The following is an 18750-nucleotide window of genomic DNA, read 5'->3' on the forward strand; positions in this document are numbered from 1 at the left end:
GGAAGACCTTTCATGACCGCCGCCCTCCGCACCATCATCACGCCGACTGCGATCACCAGACTCGTCCTCGGCTGGGGCGCATTCATCGCCCTGCAGTTCATGGGTTCCCTGCTCGCGCCGCCGGTGCCCATGACACTGCTCGTGACCGCACTCGTGGTCATCATCGCGGTCATCCTGATCTGCGCTTTCGGAGTCGTCACCGAAGCCGAACACTTAGCGAACCGCCTCGGCAACCCCTACGGCTCACTCGTGCTGACGATCTCGATCTGCCTCATCGAGGTCATCCTCATCGCCGCCGTCCTGCTCGGCCACGGCGACCACGCCACGATCGCCCGCGATTCGGTGATGGCGGTGTCGATGATCATCCTGGGCGCTGTCATCGGACTGTGCCTGCTCGTCGGGGGCCTGCGTCATGGAGCCATGGAGCACAACCGCACGGGCGTATCGAACTACCTGGTCATGATCGTCGTCTTCGCCGCCCTTGCCTTCGCCGTCCCCGCCCTCATCGGCACCCCCGACGGTGCCTATGAGATATGGCAGGAGATCCCGATCATCGTGATCACCGTCGGCGCCTATGTCTTCTTCCTCTACCGGCAGATGGGTTCGCAAGCCCGCGAATTCACCGAGGTGGCGCCGCCCGCGGATGTCGCTGCAGCTTCGGCGGGCGCCTCATCGACTGCCGGAACGACGCACCCCTCCCCCGCCGAGGCGGCCGACCCCGAACCGCGAGCGCAGACTTCCGAATCCGATCCGCAGGGAATCGTCGAGATCCTCTCGACCCATCGGACGGAGATAATCGCCCGGCTGGTTCTCCTCGTCGCCACGGTTCTGCCGATCGTGCTGCTCTCCCACGATATGGCGACGCTTCTCGATGACGGTCTGGCCCGCCTCGGCGCTCCGGTGGCGCTGTCCGGCGTGGTCATCGCGATGATCGTGTTCCTGCCCGAGACGCTGACCTCGCTGCGAGCGGCGTGGAACGGTGAGATCCAGCGCGTGAGCAACCTCTGCCACGGGGCGCAGGTGTCGACGGTGGGGCTGACGATTCCGACGGTGCTGGTCATCGGGATGCTCACCGATCAGCAGATCGTGCTCGCCGAGTCGCCGATCAACCTCGCGCTGCTGGCGATCACCCTGCTGGTCTCGGTCATCGGGTTCGCCGGCAAGCGAGTCACCGCCGTGCAGGGTGCCGCCCACCTCATCATCTTCGTCGTGTTCGGTCTCGCGATCTTCGCGTGAGCGGCCTATGCCTTCTCTTGCGCGCCGGGGCCGGGAGCGGTCTGGCTCTCGCTCGGTGAAGTGAGCTCATGGCCGGCCGCGCACATGACCTTCGCCTCGACCGGTTCGCCGCAGTCGCGGTGTGTCACGCGCACCGGCGGACCGTCGGGTTCTGAGCAGTGCTTGTCGCCCCATTGGAGCAGTGCGATCAGCACGGGATAGAGGTCGCGCCCTTTGTCCGTGAGTCGGTATTCCTTCCGCACCCGCTGTCCGGGCTCGCTGTACGGTGCGGACGCGAGAAGCCCGGCTGCGACGAGCGTGCGAAGACGCTCGGCGAGCATGGGGTCAGAGACCCCGAGGTGGTCGCGCAGCTGATCGAACCGACGCACACCGTTGACGGCGTCGCGCAGGATGAGCAGCGTCCACTTCTGTCCGATCACGTCGAGGCTGCGTCGGATCGAGCAGGCAGCGGAGTCGAATTCGAGCCATTCCATGTTCCCCTCCTTCGGTTGACCATGTTCGACGTCTTGAGCTAACTTCATAATAACAAGTCAGATCGAAGGAGAACGCATGACTGATGACGCGAAGGCCGCCCAGACCCCCGATGTCTCTCTGGCGAAATCCAGTCGATTCGTCGCCGCGTCCGGTTTCGTCGTCGAGGCGGTGACTGCCACCTCGGTGCGGGGACATGCCGAACTCGGTGAGGACCACCACACCCCATGGGGTGTCGTCCACGGCGGCGTCTACACGTCCATCGTCGAAAGCGCCGCCAGCATCGGCGCCAGCCACGCCGTGGCCGATCGCGGGGAATTCGCCGTCGGCGTCCACAACGCCACCGACTTCCTGCGTCCGAGCACCGGCGCCCGGGTCGTCGTCGAGGCCAGCGCACTCTACCAGGGTCGGACCCAGCAGCTGTGGGAGGTCATCATCACGGATTCGGCCAGCGGCAAGCAGATCTCACGCGGTCAGCTGCGCCTGCAGAACGTTCCTCTGCCCAGCGACGGAGAGTGAACGAAGCGGCCGGCGATCCCGGAACCGGGCAGCGCCGACTTCGCCGTCCCGCGTGGGGCCGGTCCGTGCGGGCCGGCCGAGCCTAACCCTGCGCCATCTCCCGCAGGGCGTTCTTGCGGATCTTGCCCGTCGACGTCGTCGGCAGCTCATCGACGAATTCGATGCCGGCCGGTGCTTTGTAGGAGGCGATTCGGGTCTTGACGAACGCGATGAGATCCTCCTCGGCCACCTCGGCGCCGGGACTCAGCACGACGTAGGCCAACGGTCGCTGTCCCCACTTCTCGTCGGGCATGCCGACCACGGCCGCCTCGGCGACGGATTCGTGGGCGACGAGGGCCTGCTCGACCTCGATGGTGGAGATGTTCTCACCGCCGGAGATGACGATGTCCTTGGCTCGGTCGAGGATCTGGACGTAGCCGTCTTCGTGCATGACGGCGAGGTCGCCGGTGTGGAACCAGCCGCCGCGGAAGGCCTCGGCGGTGGCGTCGGGGGCGTTCAGATAGCCCTTCATGACGTTGTTGCCGCGCATGACGATCTCGCCCATCGTCGTCCCGTCGCGGGGCACGTCGGTGAGCACATCGTCGTCGCGCAGCTCGACCACGCGCATGCGCTCGGCGCTGATCATGCCGATTCCCTGACGTGACTTCAGTGCCGCGCGCTCCTCGACGGGCAGGCCGGTCCATTCGGGCTGCGGTTCGCACGAGGAGTACGGGCCGTAGGATTCGGTGAGTCCGTAGACGTGGATGACCTCGATGCCGAGGCTCTCCAGCAGCGCGATCGTCGTCGGCGACGGCGGGGCGCCGGCCGTGGTGATCGACAGCGCTCCGTCCATGCCGTGGGCCTCCTCGGCCCCGGCGATAGTGTTGAGCACGACCGGTGCCCCGGCCATCCGCGTGACGTTCTCCTCGTCGATGAGCCGCCACGCCTCGGGTCCGCGCACGGCCCGGATGCACACGTGCGTGCCCGACACCGCGGTCAGCGCCCAGGTCGTGCACCAGCCGTTGCAGTGGAACATCGGCAGCGTCCACAGGTACTTCGTCAGCGGCGCGAAGTCCTGCGTGACGACCTCGCCGAGTGAGTTCAGGTACGCACCACGGTGGGTGTACATGACGCCCTTGGGCCGGCCCGTGGTGCCCGAGGTGTAGTTGACGGTGATCGTCGCGGTCTCGTCGTCGACCTCGTAGGTCCGCGGTGATTCCGGCGCCGAGGCGGTCCAGTCGGCATACGCTTCCACGCTGAGATCCCCGGGGTTCACTTCGCCGGGAGTGCCGTTCTCGTCGGGATGGACGACGATGGTCTCGACCGCGTTCGCGGCGCCGGCGTCGATGACCGGCTGGAGGAGTCCGGCGTCGCCGAAGAGGAACTTCACCTCGCTGTGGCCGAGGATGTACTCGACCTCCGGCGGGGCCAGACGGGTGTTGAGCATGACGAGCACACCGCCGGCCAGCGGGATGGCGTAGTGGGCGATGAGCGCCTCGGCGCTGTTGGGCGCGAGCACCGCCACCGTGTCGCCGTCGGACAGTCCACGGCGTCTGAGTCCTTCGGCGAGGTTCTGCACGGTCGCGGCCATCTGCCGGTAGGTGAAGCGGCGAGGCCCGTCGACGATCGCCTCCCGGTCGGGGTGGGCCTCGAGCGAGCGCTCGAGGAAGCGCAGCGGAGTCAGGGCGGTATCGAGTCCGGACATGGCAGGTCTCCTCATCGTCGATGATCGTGGCGGCCGTCGGCATGAGCAGCTGCGACGGTGTTCGGGATCAGACTACCGAGCGACTGTGATGGTGTGCACACCACCCTCGCCGAGGCGGCCGATCATCAGCGTTCACGTCGTCCCTGCGTGCTCCGTCCGTTGACTGCGATGTTTCGGCTATTCGCAGCCGACTCCGTCACCGTCGCGGTCGAGGTGTGACCCGTAGCCGGGGTCGCCTCGGTGGACGGGCGCGGCGCCGGCTTCGCGGGCGGCCGTGCAGTTCTCGAAATAGGTCGATGAGTCCGACGAACCGCTCGACGATGATCCCGACCCTGACGCTCCGTCGGTCGACGAACCGCCCGACGATCCTGTGCTCGAGGACTTCTGCTTCGCCGGGCGGGTCTCTTCCTTCGTGGTGACATCGTCACCGTCGCCTGGGACGGGCCAGTCGGCATCCTCGGCGAAGGCGGGTTGGTCATCGCACTTGTCGAGGACCCGCTGCATGGCCGTCTTCTCCGCCGGGACGACCCACAGCTCGTATTTGTGTTTCACGGCGATCTGCCGGGCGACGTACTCGCACCGGTAGCCCTTGTTCGGCGGCAGCCAGGTCGCGGCATCGCCGTCGCCCTTCTGCCGGTTGAGGCTCGAGCTCACGGCGAGCAGATTGAGCGGGTCATTGCCGAATTCCTTGAGCGTCTCCTCGTCGAATGTGAACGCCCCGGTCTGCCAGGCGTTCGAGCGGGCGATGACATGGTCGATGTCGACGGCGTTCGCGCTGCGGTCGAAGTCGTAGGTCTCACCGGCATAGGGGTCGGCGAGCGTGCCTGCCAGCACGATGCAGCCGTGGGTTCCCGCCTTGAGAGTGATGGTCGTGAGGTCCCGGCGCAGCACATCGTTGCGGGTGTCGCAGCCGTTGTGGTCGGTGTCCGAACGCCATTTGAACAGGTCGCCGTCATAGCCGGTCTTCGGTGCCCGACCCTTGACCGTGAGTTCGTCCAGCATTGCCGAGGCGGTGCCCGGGTTCGAGCTGCCCGCGCGGCCTTCGTCGCCGTCGTCGCTTCCCCCGTCGTCGGCGTCATCGGGTGTCGCCGACGCAGAGGCATCGCTGGTCGGTTCCGGGGCCTCCCGAGTGGGCTTGGGGTCGGCTGTGCTGGAGGCTGCGGTGTCGACGGTCGGTTCGGTCGCCTCGGCGCATCCGGAGAGGAGACCGAGGCACAGGACTGCTGCGAGTGCCGCAAGGGCGCGGCGTGAGGAAGAGAGCAAGAGTGTGGGCTTTCGCAAGGTGCAGGCTCACCGGTGTGGCGAGATCGTTCAGACGTGGTCGTGGACCGAGCCGACACGAATGCCGCTGCTCGATCCACTTCGACCAGTTTAGAGCGGGCGGAGCGTCGAGGACACAGGATCGGCGGGAACGTGTCCCATTCGTTAGGTACGAGGCAGACCGGACCGGAGATGCACCAGATCGTGAGGGGGGGAAACTGGCCGGACAACGGCCTCAGAGCTCTCGGGGCACGGGCATAGACTGGCCACTACATATGATCTCGAACGCAGGAAGGCTGTGACACTCAATGAGCGAGGATCCCAACGTCGAGGCCCTCCGCCAGGACGATTCCAACTGGAAGCTGGGCCTCTTCTACGCCTCCATGCGAGACCGCGCCCCTCTGATCCCCAAGCGCTATGGCTGGGGGTGGACCATCAATTTCGGCAGCCCGTGGACGTGGCTGGCCGGAATCGTTCTCGCCGCGGTGATCGTCTGGGGCGTGTTCTTCTGAAGGTCGGCGCATCGCGCCTGAAGGCAGACACAGCGCCCGTCCACCTCCCGACAGAGTCGCCTTCCGCCGGCCATCGGCTGACTCGACCGGCGGGTGGGTGCATGATGGACGGAAACGGTGGGCAACCTCGGTGAGGAGGATCTTCGATGCGACACGATGAGGAACGTCCCCGCACCAGCGGATTCCTGGCCGACGGGGCGGTGCCGGGGCACTGGACGCAGGTGCTCGGGTCGATGCGGGCGAATCCGTTCACGCATCTTTCCCCCGATGAGGTGCGCACCGAGGCGGCCCGACTGCTCATCGTCGCGCCTTCCCCCGGGGTGGCCCGGGCGTGCTTCGGGGGGATGCTCGATGCGTTCGGGGACGCGATCGAGAGCGCCACCGTCGAGGAGGTCGTGCCGGATCGCGTCCCCGCGGGGACGTGGGTGTTTCTGCCGCACCGGAAGGACGGGTGGGCGGATCTCGAGGACGCTTCGGCGAAGCTGCGGGCGGCCTTGGTCAAGGAGAACTCGGCACGGGAGCCCGGGGACAAGCTGGTTCTCATGGAGTACGGGATCAACCTGTGGATGTGGGCCGAGCCGCCCTCGAGCGGAGGCGACCCCGTCTGCCACGCCGGCGAGCTCATCAGCTGGGAGAGCGCGTGGGCGTTGGGTGAGGCCGGCAACGGCGCGGGCAGCGCGAACGACGCGGGCAGCGCTGCCGCTTCGGAACCTTCACCACCGGCGGCCTCGGCGCGCCCGCTGATCTACTTCGGCCTGCCGCCCATCCTGCGTCAGCGCCGCTGGGAATCCTGAGCACCTGCTTCGGCGCCTGGGCGTAGGCCGAAGAGTGTCAAGCTCGCAGCTTCACTCGCTGCAGCCGGAGGCTGTTGTAGACGACGAACACCGAGGACATCGCCATGGCGGCCGCTGAGATCAGAGGGTTGAGCAGGCCGAACATCGCAATGGGAATCGCCAGGACGTTGTAGCCGAACGCCCAGACCAGGTTGCCGCGGATGGTGCCCAGAGTCTTGCGGGAGAGCATGATCGATTCGGCGACGGCACCGAGGTCGTCGCGAACGATGATGATGTCGGCCGACTTCATCGCGATGTCCGAACCGGTGACCACGGCGATGCCGAGATCCGCGGCAGCCAGCGCTGACGCGTCGTTGATCCCGTCTCCGACCATCGCGACGCGGTGGCCGGCCTCCTGCAGGGAGGTCACAACCGCTGCTTTGTCATTGGGAAGGACCTCGGCGATGACATCGTCAGTGCCGATCTCCTCGGCGATGACTCCTGCGGGAGCGGAGCCGTCGCCGGTGAGCAGGACGGTGCGCAGTCCGAGGGTGCGCAGCTGCTCCACACTGGCTGTCGCGTCGGGCTTGATGTCATCGCTGAGCGCCAGCGCAGCCACCGGCGCTCCCTCGTCGATGACGATCACGACGGTGCGCTGCGCCTCCGCCTGGACACGGACGCAGTCGTCTATCTCCGATCCCAGATCGATGCGCTCGGCAGCGGCGGAGACGCTGATGACGGCCATCGGCCTCCCGTCGACGATTCCCTCGATCCCGACTCCGGGAAGCACCTCCACGTCCGAGACTTCAGTGGCAGTACCGGCGGTCGCCTCCCCTTCCTCGGCGTGGGAGCGGACGAAGTCGAAGATGCCGCGGGCGACCGGGTGCTCCGAGCGCATCTCGAGGCCGGCGACCCGCTCGAGCAGCTGACTGCGGCCCGTATCGGGCAGCCACGACCCCGCGACCTGCAGGGAACCGGTGGTCACGGTGCCGGTCTTGTCGAGCAGCACCGTGTCGATCCTGCCGCTGGCCTCGAGCGCGGTGTGGCCCTTGACGAGGATGCCCGAGCGGGCACCTCGACCGATGCCGACCATGAGTGCGGTCGGGGTGGCCAGCCCGAGTGCGCAGGGGCAGGCGATGATGAGCACGGAGATGCCGACTCCGATCGCCCGTGACGGCGTGTGCCCCAGCGGCAGCAGCCACACGAGCAGGGTGGCGAGTGCGAGGACGAGGACGACCGGTACGAAGATCGCTGTGATCCGGTCGACGAGGCTCTCGACCAGAGCCTTCTGCGACTGTGCCTTCTCCGCCATCGTCGCGATCTGCGCCAATTGGGTGTCGGCGCCGACGGCCTCGGCGTCGATCGTGATCTGTCCATTGGTCGCGAACGAACCGCCGACGGCGCGATCACCGGCGGACACGGGCACGGGCACCGGTTCGCCGGTGAGGCTGCTGGTGTCGAGTTCGGCGGTCCCGTCGACGATCGTGCCGTCGACGGGCACGGTCTCGCCGGGACGCACGAGCACGACATCACCGGGTCTGACCGATTCGATGGGGGTGTCGACGAAGGCTCCGTCCTCACCACGGACGCGGGCGGTCTTCGGAGCCAGATCGCTGAGCGCGGCCAGCAGGTCACCGGCCTTGCGACGCGACCGAGTCTCGAAGTACCGGCCTGCCAGCTGGAACGTCGTCACCCCGGCGGCCACGTCGAGATAGAGGGCGTCAGCACCCTCGGGGACGAGCCCGAAGCCCAGCCAGGCATCGGGTCCGCTGAAGCCGAAGGCCGCGGTCACCACGGCCCAACCGAAGGCGGCGATGATGCCCAGGGACACGAGAGTGTCCATGTTCGTCGTCCGGTTCAGCAGGTTCTTCCACGCCGACCGGTGGAACGGCCAGGCGGCCCACGTCACGATCGGCAGAGCCACGAGCACGCACACCCATTCCCAACCGGGGAACCGCCACGCCTCGACCAGCGCCAGCGCGATCGTGGCGTCCATGAGCGGCACGGTGAGGACGGCGGCGAGGATGAGGCGCCGGCGCAGGGAGCCCAGCCGCACCTCGGCGGCCCGTTGGGACCAGGCGTCGTCGCCGGGCGTGTGGATCTGAGCCCCGTATCCGGCCTTCTTCACCGCGCTGAGAGCCGCCTCGGGATCGTCGAGGCCGGTGACGCGAGCGCGTTCGGTCGCGAAGTTCACCCACGCCGTGGCTCCGTCGATCCGGTTCAACGACTTCTCGACCCGGCGGGCACAGGCGGTGCACGTCATGCCGGTGATGTCGATGTCGACCCCGCCGGTCAGGCCCGTCGACTGTGCCGAGCTGCCCTCACGGACCGTGCTGTCACTGCTCACGTTCGTTCGTTCCTTCCCTCGCCGCGCTGCCGGCGGCAACGACTCCGTCCCTTTCGGCCAGCTTTCGCCGCATGTCGTTGTAGGCCGAGAACTCATCGCTCAGGCCCGTGTCCTCATGGCGGTCGAAGCGCCGCGCATCGCGCTTGTCCTGTCTGGTCCACTGCACGGCGAGGACGAGGACGACTCCCAGCAGGGGCAGCTCTCCACCTGCCCAGGCGATGCCGCCGGCGAAGTACTGTTCGGCAGCGATGTCGAGCCAGGGCAGGTCGAGAGTGCGATAGAAGTTCTGTGCCACCGGGGTGTTCGTCATCATCAGAACGATGCCGAAGAACGCGTGGAAGGGCATGGCGGCGATGACATAGCCGAGTCTGCCGATGTGCGGCAGTTCGATCGGAAGCTTGTCGACGCCGATGACGAGCGAGAAGAACATGTACCCGACGATGAGGAAGTGCACGTTCATCAGCTGGTGCCCCCAGTGGTACCGAATGAGTTCGCCGAACAGCGGGGTGAGGTAGAGGGCGTAGTACGAGGCGACGTAGACGACGAAGACGACGAGCGGGTGGAGCAGCAGCCGCAGTCCCGGCCAGTTGATGAGTTGGTTGACGCGGCTGTGGACCTGCTTTCCGAGGCGTCCGGTGCCCGTCGTCGCTCGCAGCAGGAGCGTGATCGGCCCGCCGCCGACGAGGAAGGCCGGGATGAGCATGTTCAGCGTCATGTGCACGATCATGTGGATGCCGAAGTCGGCCGGGGAGTATTTGCCCAGGCCCGATCCCATCAGCACGATGGTGATGATCCACCCCGTCATCCAGCAGAGCGTTCTGATCACCGGCCAGGAGTCGCCGCGGCGGCGGAGTCTGAGCACGCCGAGGCCGTAGGCGGCCATGGCGGCGACTGCGAGCGCGGTGAGCAGGAGGTTGATCCGCCAGTGCGTGAGCAGGACGAGCGGATCGGGTGCGGCCTCGACGGTGTAGCCGAGGAATACGGCGACGGTGCTGTTGGGTGCGAAGTAGTTCGGTGAGGGAACGAGCACCATGGCGGCCGTCATCGCCGCCCAGGTGGTGAATCCGACGAGGATGCCGGTGCGTGCCGCGCCCCTTCGCGCCGAGGCGGCCGCCAGGAGCGCCATGACGATGACGGCCAGCCCCGCCCAACGTGTGAGCAGCTGCCATCCGGTGGTCGACTCGAGCAGCGGGGTCCCGGCGAGCTTGAAGATCGAGATCATCACGTCCGCGCAGGCGATGACCACGATTCCCGCCCACATGAGCTTCGAGCGAGCCATCCGGCGGAGGATCCCGCAATGGGGGTGGACGAGTTCGAGGAGGACGCCGGCCGCCAGAAGTCCGAGAACCACTGCCGCCAGCGGAGTCTGGATGATCGCCGCGTCCTCGCCCAGATCGTGGTCGGGCCCGACGAGCACCTGCGAGATGACGACCGGAGCGAGGATGGCGATCATCCCGATCCACAGGCTCACTGCATGAGCGGCCCAGGACTCGGCGAGGAGGGACACGGCGAAGACGATGAATGCCGCGACGGCGACGATGAGCCACGCGGCCGGATAGAAGGTCCCCGTCAGGGCGAACCTCAGCTGGTTCGGGTCATTGAGTGCCGTCAGTGACAGCCCATTGGTGTTGAGTCCGTCGACGACCGCGAGCAGCAGCGCCGCAGTGGCCCAGATCGCGCTGAAGGCCCTCAGCAGGCTTCGCGCCGTCGCATTGGTCTCAGACCAGCCTGGCCGGATCGTGCGCGAGGTGGACATGAGCACGACAGCGAGCATGCCCAGGGCCAGGACCGAGAAGACTTCGTGGACTGAACGCAGCACTGCAACAGCGGCGACGACCGCCTGCCCCGGAAATTCCCGTGCGATCGAGGTGTAGACCTCGGGGCCGGCGAGGATTCCGGTGATGATCGCGACCGTCGCGGCGATGACCGAGATCGTGAGCACTGCTGCGGCTGCAGGTGCTTTGGCTGTTTTGGTTCCGCTGGCTGGTTCGTCGCGAACCGCCGTCGTCGTGTCCACCATATTACGAAACAGTGTAGTAGATACGACCTGAGAGTGATTCAGCCGGCTCCCAGTTGGATGCGGCGCAGGCGCAGCGACCGCAGACGCAGCGAGGAATCGCCGCTGAATCGGCCGATGGACTCGAGAGCATCTCTGACCGCATCGGCCGATGTCGCCTGCACCGCATCGTCATCGGCGATCATCTCGACGAGGGTGAGCACACTGGCCCGGAACCGCCGAGACACGGGCAGCCGCCGCGGCAGACAGGCGGAGTTGATCGCCGCCGCCCGGAGGACGAGGTTGTGTCGGCGCAGGATATGAGCCTTTTCGTGGGCGATGATCGCCGCGCATTCGTCACCGCTGAGGACACGACGCATGCCCGTGCTCAGATAGATTTCCGGCGGTCGTCCCGCCAGCGAGCAGGCAGAGGGGTCGTCATCGTCGACGGTGACGATGCGAAACGGCGAATCGACATACCAGTCGGTCCATCGTGAACGCAGAACCTGGGCTTCGGCCCTGAGCCGACGCCCGAAGTCGTCCGATGCGCTGAGCACGACAGCGAGCGCGATTCCGGCTGCGAAGAGCGCGGCCCAGCCCGCGATCCACGGAACCAGCACATGGGGGCCGGCATCCCCACGCTGCACCTCGAGCGCGCCGGCGATGAGAGCGATGACGGCGGCCGCACTGAGCAGCAGGCCGCCGATCAGCGCGGTCAGCCAGGCGTTGAGCGCAAGGCTCGGCCGTCTGGACTGCCAGCGGCCGAAAGAGAGGACGACCGGGGAGAGGAAGAAGACGGCGGCAGCCGCAATGAGGAGAATGATCGCCGTGACGAGCATGCCGGAGCGGGTCAGTCGCGGACGAAGGAGCGAAGCACTTCGATCTCGTCATCATCCAACGAGCCGATGAACGACATCAGCACCTCACGGGAATCGGTCGAGTCGCGCAGCGTCTGCGACATCCGAGAGGCCGCGGTCGCGGCCTGAGAGCGCACCGGGCTGATCATCAGCGACCGTGAGACCCGATCGCGAGTGATCAGACCCTTGTCCTCCATCCGGGTCAGAACCGTCATCATCGTCGTGTACGCAGGCATCGGCGGAGAGACGGCCGACTGCAGCTCAGCGACCGTCATGGGCTCGCCGCGCTCCCACAGTGCCGTGAGAACCGCATTCTCCAGTTCGCCGTTGCTCCTGCGCTTCATCGTCCGCTCTCGCTCGTCGGTAGGTCGTATCACCGAGGATACCCGGTCGACTTCGTGATCGGCATGCGTCTCGCCCGGGCCGCGGCTCCCACCTCAGCACCGACCAACCGCACGCGCCGCCATAGAGCACCGCAGTGCCGCGGTTATGCATCACATTACTACAATGTGTAGTATTTCGGGATGATCTCGTTTCCATGGTCCCTCCTCCTCACCGCGGCGTTCGCATTCACCGGCCTCGTGTGCCTCATCCACCTCGGCAGGCACTGGAGCGAGACTCGGAGCCGGACATGTCCGGATGTCGGCGCAGCCAGGATGGACCTGGTCGTGCACGGCAACCACCTCGTGATGAGCATCGGCATGATCGCCATGGTCTGGGTCAGCACGGGAACGCTCGCTACTTGGGCCCAAGTCGCCTTCTTCACGATCCTCGCTGTGGTCATGATGATCGGAGCCATCAGAATCGAGGGACGGACGCCGAAGATCAGCCTGGCCTCACACATCGTGCTCAATGCTGCGATGGTGTGGATGCTCTTGGCGATGCCTCTCCTGATGGCCCACCAGATGAATTCCGGTGCACACGGCGATGGGCACGCAGGCGGCGGGAGCCACGACGCCGGCCACCACGGAGACCACGGAGACCACGACCACGGTCACTCCGGCGGATCCGACATGGCGCAGGCGATGGCCCAGACTCCCGACTGGGCGACGGCCGTCAACTGGGTCGCGATCGCCCTGTCCGCACTGGCCGCAGTCTGGTGGCTCACCCTGATCGTGCGTTCGCGTCGAATCGGAATCCACACGCTCTGCCATGCGGTCATGGGACTCGGCATGGCAGGCATGCTCGCGCTCATGTGAGCTGCTCCGCCAGGTCAAGCCTGTCCATCACGCCACCGCGACGACGACTCCGGCGGAGATCAGCAGCACGAAGTACCCCCAGGCGTGGAGGATCTCGGGGATCTTCGGCACCCTCCGACGCAGGAAGACGATGATCGGCAGTCCGCCGATGAGCAGTGCGGCAGCGGAGAACAGGTCGAGGGATCCGACGATGCCCGGCGCCTCGATCGACGCCGGGGCCAGGATCGTCACGAGCACTGCCGGGCTCATGATCACCAAGGTCAGCGGGTTGGCCAGGGTCGTGGCCACGGTCATCGTCGCTCCGGACCGGCGCATCATCGGCACTGTCATGACCGATCCGCCGACGCCGAGGAACGAGGCCAGACCGCCGATCGGGACACCCCACACGGCCGCGATGCCGCGGCCTCCCTCACTGACTTCGCCGGCCTCATCGACGACCGCGGCCTTCCGCCGGAAGAATCCGGGTCGGGCGAGCAGATCGACCGCCGTGGCCGCGATATACGCGACGAACCCCCACTGCAGCAGCGCATCCGGCGCGAACCTGCCGCCGAAGGCTCCGAGCGCCCCGCCAAGGCCCAGCAGCCCCAGCAGCCACCACCGGCCTCTCAGATGGGCGAGCGTGGATCGCTTTGTCGACACCGTCGCGACGATGGCGTTGACGAGCATGACCAGCGCCGAGGTGGCCGCCGCCACCCGTGCCGTGTCGTGCCCGAGATCCGCATCGACCAAGGTGATGATCGGGACGGCGACGAAACCTCCGCCGAATCCGAAGAGCACGGTCGTCAGGCCGACGAGGCAGCCGACGAGGATGAGTCCGAGGAATTCCACTCGTCCATTCCAGCGCATTGCCGCCGGGCCGGCAATCGTCAGTCTGTCGTGTTCTTGCGAGACCTCGCCACTATGATCGCGTCATGCGCACTCCTGCAATCGACGCCGTCGACTCCCATCTCGTGCGGTTCCTCGACGTCACGACATGGAGTCTCTACATCGAACCGACCAGCGTTCCCTGGTCTCCGAACGCCTGGGATATTCCTCACCGGCAGCGTTCTCGGCCGCGTTCACCCGCGAGATCGGCCGCGCTCCGTCCACGTACCGATGAGCTCAGTCAACCGTTCTTCGGTCAGTCGCCTTGCCGCGCGAAGGCGATCGCGAACTCCTTCTTGCTGTCCTCGACCGCCTCACGCTCGAAGGTGTTCTTCCAGGTCCGCAGCAGCCGCTTCTGCTGCGCGATGGCCCCACGGTCGGACTGCATGGTGGCGTGCAGCAGGGCGAGCGCGTGCTCTTCGACCGCAGACGCGGCCTCCTCCGCCCCACCCACGCTGTCGACCACTTCGTTGAGAAACCCGCAGGCCAGCATGTCCTCAGCGGTGAACCGATTGCCGGTGAGGATGAACTCGGTCGCTTTCGTCCATCCCATGAGGCGGTGCAGGTTGACCGACTCGAGCACCGACGGAATGCCGATGCGCACCTCGGGCATCGCATACCAGGAGCCGCTGCCACCGATCCGGAAATCCGCGGCCGCCGCGATCTCGACCGCACCGCCGATGCAGTAGCCCTCGATCGCCACGGCCACCGGAAGGGCGCAGTTCTTGATCGCTTCGCACACCTCGCCGAGGCGCCTGATCGTCTCGTACGCCCGCGACGCACTCGAATGTGCGAACTGCGTGGTGTCCATCCCCGCGGAGAACCCGCACCCGCCCGTCGAGGTGAGCAGGACGGCGCGCAGGCTTTCGTCCGCACCCGCCTCGATGAAGGCACCGATGAGCTGGTCCAACATCTCTTCGGTGAGTGCATTAGCCTGTGAGGCATTGTCGATGGTGATGGTGAGGATGTCGCCTGTGCGGTCTTGACTGATCATGTGCTGCTCCTGACGCCGAACGAAACTCGGCCACAGCGGACCGTGGCTGCGCTACCGTGCGCGATTCGGACTCGTAGTCAGCAACGTACCCGGTGAGCGATTTGCCGTCGACGCCGCGCTCACCGGTGAGACGAACCCCAACACCCCACCTAATGGATCACCTTCCTCTGAATTACTCACAGAAGAACGTGAGCCATTCGGAGGAGAGTGTTCACTTCTGCTTTCGAACGGGCACGGTGACCAGGCCGCGTCCGTCCGGCACGACCGCCTGGGCAAGCAGCGCGATGCCGAGTCCCTGAGCGATGAGGTCGAGCATCATGTCGACGAGCATCGATTCGAACGCGACCGTGCGGGTCAGCACCGCCTCGGCGAAGGCCCGATCGGACTGTGATCGACCGGGGCTGTCGGAGGGGAAGTCGACGAACGGCTCATCGGCCAGGTCAGCCAACCGCAGCCGTCTGCGACCGGCGAACCGGTGATGCGGACCGAGCACAGCCACGAGCTTCTCACGAGCCAGAACTGTGCTCGCCACCCCTGTCGGCTCCACATCTTCGGGCAGACCGAGGACCGCGACATCGAGCGCCCCGGCCCGGATCCGGTCGATGAAATCGAGACTGCCGCCCACGCTCATGCCGATGCTCACCTGCGAATGAGACCGGTGGAACTCTCCGAGCACGCTGACGAGATCGAGGCGGGTCACCGTCGGAATCGCCCCGACGGTGAGACTTCCGCGCATCTGACCGGTCGCAGCGACAGCCTCGGCGACAGACCGTTCCGCGGCATCGAGAGTGGCCCGGGCACCGGTGATGAACGCCCGACCCGCCGAAGTGAGTTCGACGCGACGGCTGGTGCGGGCGAAGAGCCGGACACCGAGCTCGCGCTCGAGAGCCTTGATCTGATGGCTCAGCGCTGATTGGACGACGTGCGTCTTCGCCGCCGCTCGGGTGAAATTCCGTTCCTCGGCGACGGCGAGAACATAGCGCAGCTGCTGCAATTCCATCTATTCATGATGACAGTTCATGGATTCGATGAAAACAATGTGTTGGACTCATGGTCAGGGCACGGCTGAAGCTGGAGTCATGACATCGACGACCGCATCTGCCCCTCCGATCAGCTCGCCGTCCGGTCCACGGATCGGCACCACCGTCCTCACGGCTCTGGCCCCGGCGGTCTGGGGCACGACCTACCTCGTGACGACCGAGTTCCTGCCCGCCGGCCACCCACTCTTCGCCGCACTCATGCGTGCCCTGCCTGCCGGCCTCATCGGCCTCCTCATCGCTCGCCGTCTGCCCACAGGCGCATGGTGGTGGAAGGCCGCTGTGCTCGGCACGCTCAACATCGGGATCTTCTTCCCGCTCCTCTTCGTCGCCGCGGCCCGCCTGCCCGGCGGGGTCGCCGCCACCCTGGGTGCCACCCAGCCGATCCTCGTCACCGTCCTCGCCGTCCTCGTCTTGGGCGAGCGCCTGTCCACTTGGCGCCTGAGCTGGGGCATCGTCGGCGTCATCGGCGTCGGTCTCGTCGTCCTCGGCCCCGTCGCCGGGTTCGACGGCCTCGGCATCGCGGCGGGCATCCTCGGTGCCGCGTCGATGGGCACCGGTGTCATCCTCGTCAAGAAATGGGGACTGCCGCCGGGGATCGGACCGATCGGCTTCGCAAGCTGGCAGCTGAGCGCCGGCGGGCTCGTCCTCCTCGCGCCCACCCTGTTCATCGAAGGCGTCCCCGCCCACATCGATGCCCCGGGCGTCGCCGGCTACCTGTGGCTGGGCGCGATCGGCGGACTCCTCGCCTACACCCTGTGGTTCCGCGGTCTCTCTCGCCTGCCGGTCACCGCCACTGCCCTGCTCGGACTGCTCTCCCCACTCGTGGCCGCCGGCCTCGGCATCGTCTTCGCCGGTGAGAGCCTCAACCCCGCGCAGATCACCGGCTTCGCCCTCGCGCTGGCAGCGCTCGCGTGCGGGCAGCTCTCCCCCACTGTCTTCGCCCGTCCACGCACGTCGAATCACAAGAAGAAGGAGCCCGCAGCATGAGAATCACCGTCATCGGAGCCACCGGTATGGTCGGATCCCGCATCGTCGCCGAGGCGGCCGACCGCGGCCATGACATCATCGCCGCCTCACGTCACCCGAACAGCGCATCCACCGTTCTGACCGCCGCAATCCGCCCCGGGGTCCAGTCGATCATTGTCGACGCACACATCGCATCCGACCTCGACAAAGCGCTGACCGATGCAGATGCGGTCGTGCTCACCGTCCGGGCCGTGCCCGGCCGGACAGCGCAGTTTCTCACCCTCACCGAGGCGGTGCTGACAGCGACCGCCCGTGCACAGGTCCCGCTGCTCATCATCGGCGGCGCCGGACCGCTTCACTCACCGAACGGCCCCGAGATCCTCGTCGTCGACGACTCGGAGTTCGTCGCCGACGAGTGGAGGGAGCTTGCCGCGGCCAGCGTCGCGCAACTCGAGGTCTGCCGGAATCACGCCGGGAACCACTGGACCTACCTCAGTCCTCCGGCCATTCTCGAACCCGGCGACCGCCTCGGCGACTACCAGCGCGGGACGACGACGCTCCTGCTCGGACGGGACGGACGCTCGAGGATCAGCGTCGAGGACCTCGCGGCCGCCGCCGTGGACGAACTCACCTTGCCCGGAGGCGACCGGCACATCACCGTGGCTGACACGTAGATCGCATCCCGGACTGCCATCTGCCACCCCGTCGCCCGGTGTCGAACCAGGTGAGGACTATGATGCTGAGCAATGACCGACGTCTCCCGTCCCGCCGGTGCTCGACCACCGCCTCGGCGAACGCTCCTGAGGCTTCTCATCGCCGTCGCCGCGCTCCTGTTCATCGGCCTGACTCTGCGGATCCCGACGATCTCTCTGGCCCCGCTCGTGCCGGTGATGAAGTCCGACACCGGACACGGGGAGACCTTCCTGTCGCTGTTGACGAGCATCCCGCTCGCGCTCACCCTCGTGGCGGCCCCCATCGCCCCTGCCTTGGCGAAGCGATTCGGGAGGAACCGGACGGTCGGCGTCTCTCTGCTCGCCGTCGTCATGGGCATGGCCGTGCGCTCGGTCCCGGGTGAGGCGCCGCTGCTCATCGGCACCGGACTGCTGGGGTTCGCGATCGCCGTCTGCACAGTCTTAGTGCCCTCGATCATCACGGCAGAGAGCGCCGAGATCCGAGCGCGCCTCACCGGCACCTATTCGATGTCGCTGAGCCTCGGTCCGGCGCTGGCTCTGGGCGCAACGATCCCGATCCGCGAGCTCACGGGACTCGGCTGGCGGGGCACCCTGCTGACCTGGGCCGCATGTTCGGTGCTCGCGCTCGTCCTGTGGGCACTCTACTCGCGCCGCGCACCCGCCGACTCAGCCCCTGTGTCCACTCCCATCACCGGCGCAGCCCGACCTCCCAGGGTGGTCACCGACCCATCGGTCTGGCTGCTCGCCCTCTACCTGGGCGTGACCTCGCTGACGTTCTACACCACTTCGGCATGGCTGCCGACAGTCTTCGTCCGCGACGGAATGACCGAGCAGGCCGCCGGCGGCTTCACCTCTCTCATCAGCATCGTCGCCATCCCCTTCGGACTCATCGCCCCGATCGTCCTGCGACGCGGTCTCGCCCGCCTCATCACCCCGGCGGCACCGCTGCTCGCCGTCATCGGACTCATCATTCTCCTCAGCGCCGGATCATCGGCCGCCGTGCTCATCACCGTGCTGCTCGGCATCTCGCAGGGTCTGTGCCTCGGCGCCTCCTATGACCAGATCGTCAACTTCGGCCGCACCCCCGCCCATACGGCATCGGTCTCGGCGGTGACCTCGGCCGTCGGAGTCGCGCTCGCCGCGATCGGCCCGCTGGCCTTCGGTTTCGGCCTCGAAGCGGTCGGGTCGCCTGTCGTCCCGGTCATCGGGCTGGCTCTCATCGCGGCGACGCAGGCGGCCATCGGGCTGCGCACCTCCCGGCTCTAGCTCTCTCCACGACGCCGGTGCCGGCACCGGCACTGGCACTGACCTCACCACGAATCCCACCGCGACACTCCCGC

General features: G+C 66.9%; 18 protein-coding genes. 8 read left to right on the forward strand and 10 right to left on the reverse strand.

What is annotated here, in order from left to right; genetic code table 11:
* The first annotated feature begins 12 nt into the window (after positions 1 to 12).
* The gene (locus FHG09_RS10410; RefSeq protein ID WP_152347566.1) at positions 13 to 1236 is read left to right on the forward strand and encodes a calcium:proton antiporter; all 1224 of its coding nucleotides are present in this window, start codon (positions 13 to 15) and stop codon (positions 1234 to 1236) included.
* A 5-nt stretch (positions 1237 to 1241) separates the two neighbouring features.
* On the opposite strand, the gene FHG09_RS10415 is transcribed toward FHG09_RS10410, so the two are convergent.
* Positions 1242 to 1709, reverse strand: a complete 468-nt coding sequence (locus FHG09_RS10415) for a winged helix-turn-helix transcriptional regulator (protein WP_152347567.1) — start codon at positions 1707 to 1709, stop codon at positions 1242 to 1244.
* 76 nt (positions 1710 to 1785) lie between these two features.
* On the opposite strand from FHG09_RS10415, the gene FHG09_RS10420 reads away from it, so the two are divergent.
* Positions 1786 to 2226: a PaaI family thioesterase gene (locus FHG09_RS10420; protein WP_152347568.1), complete on the forward strand. Its 441-nt coding sequence runs from the start codon at positions 1786 to 1788 to the stop codon at positions 2224 to 2226.
* An 82-nt stretch (positions 2227 to 2308) separates the two neighbouring features.
* Here the strand turns inward: FHG09_RS10420 and FHG09_RS10425 are convergent, their stop codons facing one another.
* A complete protein-coding gene (locus FHG09_RS10425; RefSeq protein ID WP_227492696.1) occupies positions 2309 to 3910 on the reverse strand; it encodes an AMP-binding protein in 1602 nt (533 codons plus the stop codon).
* A 177-nt stretch (positions 3911 to 4087) separates the two neighbouring features.
* Entirely contained in the window at positions 4088 to 5173 is a 1086-nt protein-coding gene (locus FHG09_RS10430; protein ID WP_227492697.1) for a DUF1524 domain-containing protein, read from the reverse strand.
* Between the two features lie 305 nt (positions 5174 to 5478).
* On the opposite strand from FHG09_RS10430, the gene FHG09_RS10435 reads away from it, so the two are divergent.
* The gene (locus FHG09_RS10435; RefSeq protein ID WP_152347571.1) at positions 5479 to 5682 is read left to right on the forward strand and encodes a DUF5808 domain-containing protein; all 204 of its coding nucleotides are present in this window, start codon (positions 5479 to 5481) and stop codon (positions 5680 to 5682) included.
* Between the two features lie 146 nt (positions 5683 to 5828).
* Positions 5829 to 6476: a hypothetical protein gene (locus tag FHG09_RS10440; RefSeq protein WP_152347572.1), complete on the forward strand. Its 648-nt coding sequence runs from the start codon at positions 5829 to 5831 to the stop codon at positions 6474 to 6476.
* A gap of 37 nt (positions 6477 to 6513) precedes the next feature.
* On the opposite strand, the gene FHG09_RS10445 is transcribed toward FHG09_RS10440, so the two are convergent.
* The 4 genes from FHG09_RS10445 to FHG09_RS10460 are packed head-to-tail and all read right to left on the reverse strand — an operon-like array spanning position 6514 to position 11999.
* Positions 6514 to 8802, reverse strand: a complete 2289-nt coding sequence (locus FHG09_RS10445) for a heavy metal translocating P-type ATPase (RefSeq protein WP_264674068.1) — start codon at positions 8800 to 8802, stop codon at positions 6514 to 6516.
* Positions 8792 to 10822 carry a cytochrome c oxidase assembly protein gene (locus tag FHG09_RS10450; protein WP_152347573.1) on the reverse strand — a complete coding sequence of 677 codons (2031 nt, stop codon included), beginning with the start codon at positions 10820 to 10822 and terminating at the stop codon, positions 8792 to 8794. The genes FHG09_RS10445 and FHG09_RS10450 overlap by 11 nt, the downstream gene beginning before the upstream one ends.
* A gap of 38 nt (positions 10823 to 10860) precedes the next feature.
* A complete protein-coding gene (locus tag FHG09_RS10455) occupies positions 10861 to 11637 on the reverse strand; it encodes a M56 family metallopeptidase (protein ID WP_152347574.1) in 777 nt (258 codons plus the stop codon).
* Positions 11638 to 11648: 11 nt separating this feature from the next.
* The gene (locus FHG09_RS10460) at positions 11649 to 11999 is read right to left on the reverse strand and encodes a BlaI/MecI/CopY family transcriptional regulator (RefSeq protein ID WP_152347575.1); all 351 of its coding nucleotides are present in this window, start codon (positions 11997 to 11999) and stop codon (positions 11649 to 11651) included.
* Between the two features lie 180 nt (positions 12000 to 12179).
* Between FHG09_RS10460 and FHG09_RS10465 the strand changes: the two genes are divergently transcribed.
* The gene (locus tag FHG09_RS10465; protein ID WP_152347576.1) at positions 12180 to 12854 is read left to right on the forward strand and encodes a DUF5134 domain-containing protein; all 675 of its coding nucleotides are present in this window, start codon (positions 12180 to 12182) and stop codon (positions 12852 to 12854) included.
* 27 nt (positions 12855 to 12881) lie between these two features.
* Here the strand turns inward: FHG09_RS10465 and FHG09_RS10470 are convergent, their stop codons facing one another.
* From FHG09_RS10470 to FHG09_RS10480, 3 genes are all read right to left on the reverse strand, one after another.
* Positions 12882 to 13682, reverse strand: a complete 801-nt coding sequence (locus tag FHG09_RS10470; RefSeq protein WP_152347577.1) for a sulfite exporter TauE/SafE family protein — start codon at positions 13680 to 13682, stop codon at positions 12882 to 12884.
* A 292-nt stretch (positions 13683 to 13974) separates the two neighbouring features.
* A complete protein-coding gene (locus FHG09_RS10475) occupies positions 13975 to 14712 on the reverse strand; it encodes an enoyl-CoA hydratase/isomerase family protein (protein WP_152347578.1) in 738 nt (245 codons plus the stop codon).
* A 211-nt stretch (positions 14713 to 14923) separates the two neighbouring features.
* Positions 14924 to 15712 carry a LysR family transcriptional regulator gene (locus FHG09_RS10480; protein ID WP_152347579.1) on the reverse strand — a complete coding sequence of 263 codons (789 nt, stop codon included), beginning with the start codon at positions 15710 to 15712 and terminating at the stop codon, positions 14924 to 14926.
* A 79-nt stretch (positions 15713 to 15791) separates the two neighbouring features.
* On the opposite strand from FHG09_RS10480, the gene FHG09_RS10485 reads away from it, so the two are divergent.
* From FHG09_RS10485 to FHG09_RS10495, 3 genes are all read left to right on the forward strand, one after another.
* Complete coding sequence (locus tag FHG09_RS10485) at positions 15792 to 16739, forward strand: EamA family transporter (protein WP_152347580.1); 948 nt, start codon at positions 15792 to 15794, stop codon at positions 16737 to 16739.
* A complete protein-coding gene (locus FHG09_RS10490; protein WP_152347581.1) occupies positions 16736 to 17392 on the forward strand; it encodes an NAD(P)-dependent oxidoreductase in 657 nt (218 codons plus the stop codon). Before FHG09_RS10485 ends, FHG09_RS10490 begins: the two co-directional genes overlap by 4 nt.
* A gap of 72 nt (positions 17393 to 17464) precedes the next feature.
* Positions 17465 to 18676, forward strand: coding sequence for an MFS transporter (locus FHG09_RS10495; protein ID WP_152347582.1), 1212 nt, complete (start codon positions 17465 to 17467; stop codon positions 18674 to 18676).
* The last annotated feature ends 74 nt before the right edge of the window (positions 18677 to 18750 follow it).

Source organism: Brevibacterium sp. CFH 10365 (genome assembly GCF_009299785.1).
GTDB lineage: Bacteria > Actinomycetota > Actinomycetes > Actinomycetales > Brevibacteriaceae > Brevibacterium > Brevibacterium limosum.